The organism is Spirillospora sp. NPDC046719 (assembly GCF_040645715.1).
Classification (GTDB): domain Bacteria; phylum Actinomycetota; class Actinomycetes; order Streptosporangiales; family Streptosporangiaceae; genus Spirillospora.
Genome location: NZ_JBEYYT010000420.1, coordinates 1 through 8,045, shown reverse-complemented (window position 1 = coordinate 8,045; position 8,045 = coordinate 1). Strand labels below are relative to the sequence as shown.

The following is an 8,045-nucleotide window of genomic DNA, read 5'->3' as shown; positions in this document are numbered from 1 at the left end:
GACCGCGGCCCTCGGCGCGCACGGCCGCCGCTCCGCCCGGACCACCTCCGACTTCCTCGTCGCCTCCCAGGGCGTCACCCCCCTCCGGAACGCCGCCGCGATCGGCGGCGAGTACATCTCCGCCGCGGCCTACCTCGGCACCGCCGGGCTCGTCCTCGCCTACGGCACAGGCACGCTGTGGCTGCCGATCGGCGCCACCGCCGGGCACGTCCTGCTGCTGGCGTTCGTCACCGCCCCGCTGCGCCGCTCCGGCGCCTACACGGTCTCCGACTTCGCCGAGTGGCGGCTCGGGTCGCGGGCCGTCCGCCGCGCCGTCACCTGCTGCGTCTGCTGCGTCGGCTGGTTCTACCTGCTGCCCCAGTTCCAGGGCGCCGGCGTGACCCTGCGGGTGCTGACCGGCGCCCCCGTCTGGACGGGCTGGGCCGTGATCGTCGTCGTGGCGGTCGGCCTCGTCGCGTCCGGCGGCATGCGCGGCATCACCACCGTCCAGGCCGTGCAGTTCTGGATCAAGCTCGCCGCCGTCGCCCTCCCCGCCGTCGCGCTGCTCGCGATCTGGCACGCGGGCGGCGGCGCGGCCCACGCCGGGGACCGGCCGGCGCGCTTCGAGCGCACCACCCGCGTCCACGTGCACACGGACGTCACCGTGACCGTCCGGCAGGCCGTGACCGTCACCGCCACGGGACGGCTCGACGGTGTCCGCCACGACCGCGCCCTCGTGCCCCTGAGCCCGGGTCCGCACACCGCCGGTCGCGGCACCGAACTCGTGTTCCCGCCCGGCGCCGCCGTCCCGCACGCCGAACGCCACACCGCCCCCAGCGACGGGATGTGGGCCGTCCCGTCCGGCCCCCCTACCTGGCGTGGCCTCTACACCACCTACTCGACGCTGCTCGGCGTCCTCCTCGGGACGATGGGCCTGCCCCACATCCTGATGCGCTTCTACACGAGCACCTCCGGGCGGGCCGCCCGCCGCACCGCCGCGCTCGTCCCCGGGCTGCTCGCCCTCTTCTACGCCTTCCCGGCCCTCTACGGCACGCTCGGCCGCCTCTACACCCCCGAACTGCTGATGACCGGCGACATCGACGCCACGATCCTGGTGCTGCCGCTCAGGGCCGCGCCCGGCCTGCCCGGCGCGCTGCTGGCCGGGGTCGTCGCCGCCGGCGCGTTCGCCGCGTTCATCTCCACCTCGTGCGGGCTCGTCGTCGCCATCGCCGGGACCGTCACCCAGCGCATGCGGCACCGCGACGGCGTCACCGTGTTCCGGATCGGCGTGGTCCTCGCGCTGGCCGCGCCGCTCGCCGTGCTGCCCGCCATCGGCCCCCGCGACGCCGCCGAGCTCGTCGTCACGGCGCTGTGCGTGTCGGCGTGCTCGCTGTGCCCGCTGCTCGTCCTCGGCATCTGGTGGCGGGGCCTGACCGCCGCCGGCGCCCTCGCCGGACTCGCCGCCGGCGGCGGGCTCTCCGTCACCGCCGGCGTCGCCCGGCTCGCCTGCGGCCCGCGCGCCGGCTGGACCGCGGCGCTGCTCGCCCAGCCCGCCCTGGTCGTCGCGCCCGCCGCGTTCGCCGTCATGATCACGGTGTCGCTGCTCACCCGCCGCCGCGTGCCGCGCCGCACCGACGGCGCCATGGCCCGGCTGCACCTCCCCGAGCCCGCCGCCGCCCGCTGAGCGCCCGCCGAGCGCCCGCCGAGCGCCCGCGGAAACGGCCGCCGCGCCGGGCCGTGAATTTCCCACATGACCGCTCACCGTCGTGTGGACCGTTCCTACATGTCGGCCCGCCCGCTCGTCCCGCGAAACCGACCGCTCGCCGTGCGACTACCCTCCGCATAACTCTGACTACTAACCGTTTACCGAGCCTTGTGTTTCCAGGGTGCCGATCGGAGGCATCGGACCTCTAGTGTTCTCAGTGGCACCACACGCCACACCGCTTCGGAGGAGCGGGCGGACGGACCGGACGGCATCCCCGTCCACCACCGCGAAACCTCCCACAACAGCAAACCCGGAGATCCGGCGGGCGCCAGTCGAACGCCGGATCGTGAGTCGCCGGGTCCCGTACCGGGGGGGTGGGACCCGACGACCTGTGGCTCGGGCGTCGTCGAACAGTCGGGGGGTTGTTCGGCGACGCCCGAGTCCTATTTTTTTTTGCTTCGCCCTTGGCGTCAGGCGCTGGAGCGCCTTCCTTCGGCGGGCGAAGCGGCGATCGCAGCATCGCTTCGACTCGCCCTGGGGGCTCGCTTCGCGATCAGGTTCTCGCAGGCTCGAACCTGGCTTCGCACGCGATCGCAACGTGGCGGTCGCCGCGGGTCGGAGTTACGGACGATCGCCTGGCGGTCGGTTGTGGGCGATCTTCCGGTTGAGCTTCCCGGTCGCGGTCAGGGCTGGTCGCCGGCTCTGAGTCGCTTGAGGGTCGCGATGTCCTTGCCGTGCGGTTCGGGGTCGCGGCCCGGGGTCTCGATGATGAACGGGACGCCGGCCACGGCCGGGTGCCGGAAGAGGTCGGCGAAGGGCTGCTCGCCGATCCGCCCCGCGCCGATGTTCTCGTGCCGGTCCTTGGCGGAGCCGCAGGCGTCCTTGGAGTCGTTGGCGTGGACGAGCTTGAGGCGGCCCTCGCCGACGGTGGCGACCAGGGCGTCCATCGTGTCCTTGACGCCGCCGGGCGCGGCGAGGTCGTGGCCCGCGGCGAACGCGTGGCAGGTGTCGAAGCAGACGCCGAGCTTCGGGTGGTGGTCGAGGCGGTCGAAGAACGGGCCGAGGTCCTGGACCTTGGCGCACAGCATCTTGCCCTGGCCCGCCATCGGCTCCAGGAGGAGGTCGGGGCCGTCCTCGGGGATCTCCTCCAGCAGCGGCAGGACGTGCTCGCGGACCTGCGCCATGGCCGCGTCGTAGCTCTGGCTGACGGCGGAGCCGGTGTGGACGACCACGCCGCGGGCGCCGATCGCACGGCCGCGGACGAGGGAGTGCCGGACGGTCGCGATCGACTTGGCGAGGGTCTCCTCGCTGGGCGAGCCGAAGTTGACCAGGTACGGGGCGTGCACGTAGACGGCGACGTCGGTGCGCGCCAGGAGCTTGGCGTCCTCGGCGGGCCTGCCCTCGGGCAGCGCCCACCCGCGCGGGTTGGCGACGAAGACCTGGATCGCCTCGGCGCCGATCTCGGCGGCGTACTTCAGGCCGCCGGTGGCGAGCCCGCCGGCCACGGGAACGTGCGCCCCGATGGGGCTCTGCGGTGCGGTCATAGGCCGTTCAGCCTAGCCGCCGGATCCGACCGTCCGGACCCGGTCAGGGGCCCTTGACCAGGGTGATGGTGGAGCCGCGCGGGGCCTCGCCGCTGTTCGGGCTCTGGAACCGGACGGTGTTCCCGCCGAACCCGGTGACGTTGACGTTGAAGCCGGAGTCCCGGAGGGCCTTCCTGGCGTCGGCGACGCTGCGGCCGGTCATGTTGGGGACGGGGATGTTCTGCTGGGGGTCGCCGTCGTTGCAGCCGAAGTGGATGGGGCCCGCGTCCACGATGCAGTCGCGCTTGTTGACGACGATGGTGACGTCGTCGCCGCTGGACACGCCGGTTCCCTCCGCCGGGTCCTGGCTGACCACGGTGTTCGCGGGCTTGCCGTCGACCTTCTTCTTCTCCACGGTGACGTTCAGGCCCATGGAGCGCAGCTGGTTGGCGGCGGTGTCGCCGTCGGTGCCGACGACGTTCGGCATGGACATGCCGCTGCTGACGATGATGTCGACCGGCTTGTCGGGGGACTGCTTCTCGCCCGCGTCCGGGTCGGTGCCGACGACCTTGTCCTTGCCGACCCGCTGCGACGGGGTCGTGCTGGTCCTGCCGATCGTGAAGCCCTTGCTCTGCAGGGTCCGCTTCGCGTCGTCGAGGGACTTGCCGGACACGTCCGGGACCTCGCGGGGGGTGATGCCCTTCGACGGGGTCAGCGTGACGGTCTGGCCCTTGGCGATGCGGGCGCCGGCGGGCGGGTCGCTCTTGGCGACCATGCCCTTGTGGACGTGGTCGTCGTACACGGCGGTGGCGACGCGGACGTCCAGCCCGGCGTGGTCGAGCTCGCGCTGGGCGTCCGCGACCTTCATCCCGATGATCTGGGAGGGGATGTGGTCGTACTGGCCGGACGTCTGGTACCAGACGGCCCAGCCGAGGACCACGGCGGCGATGGCGCCGATGGCGATCAGCACGTACTTGCCGGTGAGCGCGCCGAGCGCCCGGTCGGCGCGGGAGCGCGGCGCGTACCCGGACGGGAGGGTGTCGGGCGCGCTCCTCGGGTCGAGGACGGCGGTGTGCCCCTGCGGCGGGGCGGCGGGCGGCGTCTCCAGCACGCTGGTGGTGGTGCGGGACGCCTCTTCCATGCGGCGGTCGAAGTCGCGCGGCAGGCCGCCGAAGACCTCGGCGACCTCCGCCAGGTACTGGTTGGCGTCCTGGGGGCGGCGGGACGGGTCGTGGCTGGTGGCGTCGGTGACCAGCTCGTCCACCCGCTGCGGGATGCCGGGCACGACGCTGGACGGCGGCGGGACGACCTCGTTGACGTGCTTGTAGGCGACGGCGAGGGGGGTGTCGGCCTGGTGGGGGAGCCGGCCGGTGAGCAGCTCGAACAGCATGATCCCGGCGGCGTAGACGTCGGAGCGGACGTCGGCGGTGCCCTGCAGCACCTGCTCGGGCGCGAGGTAGCCGACCGTGCCGATGATCATGCCGGTCTTGGTCATCTTGCTCGCGCTCTCCGCGCGGGCGAGGCCGAAGTCGGCGACCTTGATGGTGCCGTCCTCGCAGATCAGCACGTTCTCCGGCTTGACGTCGCGGTGCACGAGACCGGCCCGGTGCGCGGCGCCGAGCGCCGCGAGGACGGGCTGCATGATCTCCAGGGCGGCGCGCGGGCCGAGCCGGCCGAGCTCGGTGAGCGCGTCGCGCAGCGTCCGGCCCGGGACGTACTCCATCACCAGGAAGACGTGCTCGCCATCGGAGCGCTGGTCGTACACGGCGACGACGTTGGGGTGCGAGAGCGCCGCGGCCGCCTTGGCCTCGCCGATGAAGCGGGCGACGAAGTCCTCGTCGGAGGCGAGCCCGGCGTGCATCACCTTGATCGCGATCGTGCGGTCCAGCCGGAGGTCGCGGGCCACGTACACGGTGGCCATGCCGCCGCGCGCGATCCGGGACTCAATGCGGTAGCGCCCGTCGAGCACCTGCCCGACGAGTGGATCTGCAACCGACGTGTCCATCGAGGCGAGTTTACGGGCGAATGACGGATGTTCTCATCAGTCGTGAGTATGAGCATCGATGAGCCGCGGGTCGGACGCGGGCGCGGGCGGGGCCGCCGCGGCGGCGGCCGGGCGGCCGCGGCGGAGGCCGCGGGTGCTGCGGGAGACGGCGACGCCGGCGAGGCACAGGACGCCGCCGCCGAGCGTGATCAGGCCGGGGACCTCGTCGAGGAACAGCCACGACATCGCGACCACGAGCGCGGGCGCGGCGTAGGTGGTGGCGCCCATCTTCCCGGCGGACGTCCGGGCCAGCGCGTAGCCCCAGGTGGTGAAGGCGATCGCGGTCGGGAAGACGCCGAGGTAGACCATGTTCAGGGTGGCGGCGGCCGGGGCGTCGGCGGCCTGCGAGACCAGCTGCGGCGCGAACGGCAGGCAGACGACCGCGCCGATCGCGCAGGCCCAGGTGGTGAACTGCAGCGGCGTCGCGTGCCGCAGCGCCGGCTTCTGGCTGACGACGCCGAACGCGTACGTCACGGCGGCGACGAGGCACAGCAGCACGCCGCCGACCGACGAGCCCCCGTCGCCCGACATCGACAGCCCGACGATCGCGGCGCCCGCGAACGACACCGCCATGCCGGCCAGCAGCCGCGGCGCGAAGCCCTCCTTCAGCAGCCAGCCGCCGAGCAGCGCGATGAGGATCGGGCCGATGTTGACCACGAGGGCCGCCGTGCCGGCGTCCACGAGGCGCTCGCCCCAGTTCAGCGCGACCATGTAGGCGCCGAACCACAGCACGCCCGCCGCGGCGATGCCGGGCCAGGCGCCCCTCGGCGGCAGGCCCTCGCGGCGGACCAGGCAGATGACGGCGAGCACGACGGTCCCGGAGAGGAGCCGACCGAGGGCCAGCGCGCCGGGGCCGTACTCCGTGCCGGCGCTGCGGATCGCGACGAACGCCGAGGCCCACAGCACGACCGTGACGGCCGCCGCCGCGACGGCGAGCCGGTCGACGTCCGTTCGCCGGGCACTGCCCTGTTGCATGTGACGCACCTTAGGTTCGGGACGTTTCCATGAACACCGAAGGGTGCGGCGCGGTTGCGGGCGGCCCGTCCGGTGGACGCCCTCCAGTCTGTGGACGTCCACCGTTCAGGTCCAGCGAATATTTCTACAGCCGAAGCTTTAGCTCGGCTTCAACGAGCTGTCAGGACGATGCGAGGCCCTCGAACGGCGAGGACGCCTGGGCGTAGCGGCGCTTGGGGATACGGCCCGCCAGCCGGGCGAGCCGCCCGGCCTCGACGGCGTGCCGCATCGCCGCGGCCATCCGGGCGGGCGACTGCGCGCGGGTGACGGCGGTCGCCAGCAGCACCGCGTCGCAGCCGAGCTCCATCGCCAGTGCGGCGTCGGACGCGGTGCCGAGCCCCGCGTCCAGGATCACCGGGACCTCCGCCCGCTCGACGATCAGCTCGATGTTGTGCGGGTTGCGGATGCCGAGCCCCGACCCGATCGGCGAGCCCAGCGGCATCACCGCGGCGCAGCCGAGCTGCTCCAGCCGGTGCGCGAGCACGGGGTCGTCGTTGGTGTAGGGCAGGACGACGAAGCCGTCGTCGACGAGCTGCTCGGCGGCCTCCACCAGCTCGATCGGGTCCGGCAGCAGCGTCCGCTCGTCCGCGATCACCTCCAGCTTGACCCAGTTCGTGCCGAGCGCCTCGCGCGCCATCTTCGCGGTCAGCACGGCCTCGCCCGCGGTGAAGCAGCCCGCGGTGTTCGGCAGCACCCGGATGCCGCACTCGCCCAGGACGTCCAGCACCGAGCCGCGCGCCGACGGGTCCACCCGCCGCATCGCGACCGTGGTGAGCGCCGTCCCCGACGCGGTCAGCGCCTCGCGCAGCACGTGCATGCTCGGCGCCCCGCCGGTGCCCATGATCAGCCGGGAGTCGATCTCCTCGCCGGCGATCACCAGGGCGCCGGCGGCGGCGTCGTTCGTCGTGTCCCGTGTCACCGGTCAGCCTCCCTGCACCGCGGTCAGCACCTCGAGGCGGTCCGCCTCGCGCAGCGTCGTCGCCTCCCACGCCGAGCGCCGGACGACCTCGTCGTTCAGCGCGGCCGCCACGCCGGACGCGGCGGTGGTGACGGCCGCGACCGCCTGCGCCACGGACGCGCCGTCCGGCAGTTCGCGCGGCTCTCCGTTCACGATGATCCTCATCACTGCACGACCTTCATCACTGCACGACCTTCGTCACTGCGGCCCGCATCACTGCGCGGCCTTCCTCACTGCGGTTCGGGGGAGAAGCGGGCGGGGGAGAACGGGGCGGCCACCTCGGGCACGGGGCCGTCCAGCAGCATCGCCGCGAGGGCGTCGGCGCTGACCGGCGCCAGCAGGATGCCGTTGCGGAAGTGGCCGGTGCCGAGGTAGAGGCCGGGCAGCGCGGTGGGGCCCATCAGCGGGGCGTTGTCCGGGGAACCGGGCCGCAGGCCCGCGGTGACCTCGGCGAACTCCAGCTCGGTGAGGCCGGGCAGCAGCTCGCGGGCGTCCCGCAGCAGCTCCCACAGGCCGCCCGCGGTGACCCGCGTGTCGAAGCCCAGCTCCTCCTGCGTGGCGCCGATGACGATCTCGCCGTCCGCGCGCGGCACCAGGTAGACCGACGAGCCCTTCACCAGGCCGCGGGTGGTGCGCCGCAGGAACGGCACCGGCGTGCGGAGCCTGATCACCTGGCCCTTGACGGGGCGGACGGGTGGAACGGTCCCGGCGGGCAGGCCCGCCAGGTCGCCCGACCAGGGCCCGGCGGCCAGCAGCACCCGGTCCGCGCGGATCTCGGCGCCGTCGTCCAGCCGGACCCCGGCGGCCGCGTCGCGCTCGACC

Annotated in this window: 7 protein-coding genes; 1 reads left to right on the top strand and 6 read right to left on the bottom strand. The window is 73.6% G+C overall.

Going from position 1 to position 8,045, the window contains the following annotated elements; translation table 11 throughout:
* On the top strand, positions 1-1,663 hold a 1,663-nt coding region (locus ABZ914_RS41525; RefSeq protein WP_500200156.1), incomplete at its 5' end, for a sodium:solute symporter family transporter.
* Positions 1,664-2,367: 704 nt separating this feature from the next.
* On the opposite strand, the gene ABZ914_RS41520 is transcribed toward ABZ914_RS41525, so the two are convergent.
* The 6 genes from ABZ914_RS41520 to ABZ914_RS41495 form a co-directional block, all read right to left on the bottom strand.
* A complete protein-coding gene (locus tag ABZ914_RS41520; protein WP_500200155.1) occupies positions 2,368-3,228 on the bottom strand; it encodes a deoxyribonuclease IV in 861 nt (286 codons plus the stop codon).
* Positions 3,229-3,271: 43 nt separating this feature from the next.
* On the bottom strand, positions 3,272-5,212 hold the full coding sequence (gene pknB / locus ABZ914_RS41515) for a Stk1 family PASTA domain-containing Ser/Thr kinase (protein ID WP_500200154.1): 1,941 nt from the start codon (positions 5,210-5,212) through the stop codon (positions 3,272-3,274).
* A 36-nt stretch (positions 5,213-5,248) separates the two neighbouring features.
* The gene (locus tag ABZ914_RS41510) at positions 5,249-6,226 is read right to left on the bottom strand and encodes a DMT family transporter (protein WP_500200152.1); all 978 of its coding nucleotides are present in this window, start codon (positions 6,224-6,226) and stop codon (positions 5,249-5,251) included.
* A 160-nt stretch (positions 6,227-6,386) separates the two neighbouring features.
* On the bottom strand, positions 6,387-7,184 hold the full coding sequence (locus ABZ914_RS41505) for a thiazole synthase (RefSeq protein WP_500200150.1): 798 nt from the start codon (positions 7,182-7,184) through the stop codon (positions 6,387-6,389).
* A gap of 3 nt (positions 7,185-7,187) precedes the next feature.
* The gene (gene thiS / locus ABZ914_RS41500; protein WP_190861863.1) at positions 7,188-7,388 is read right to left on the bottom strand and encodes a sulfur carrier protein ThiS; all 201 of its coding nucleotides are present in this window, start codon (positions 7,386-7,388) and stop codon (positions 7,188-7,190) included.
* Positions 7,389-7,453: 65 nt separating this feature from the next.
* On the bottom strand, positions 7,454-8,045 hold a 592-nt coding region (locus ABZ914_RS41495), incomplete at its 5' end, for an FAD-dependent oxidoreductase (RefSeq protein ID WP_500200148.1).

What these genes read in the sequence shown, in the direction of transcription:
- ABZ914_RS41510 (WP_500200152.1), bottom strand. Translation starts at nt 6,226, where the DNA reads ATGCAACAGGGCAGTGCCCGGCGAACGGACGTCGACCGGCTCGCCGTC.
- pknB (WP_500200154.1), bottom strand. Translation starts at nt 5,212, where the DNA reads ATGGACACGTCGGTTGCAGATCCACTCGTCGGGCAGGTGCTCGACGGG.
- ABZ914_RS41520 (WP_500200155.1), bottom strand. Translation starts at nt 3,228, where the DNA reads ATGACCGCACCGCAGAGCCCCATCGGGGCGCACGTTCCCGTGGCCGGC.
- thiS (WP_190861863.1), bottom strand. Translation starts at nt 7,388, where the DNA reads ATGAGGATCATCGTGAACGGAGAGCCGCGCGAACTGCCGGACGGCGCG.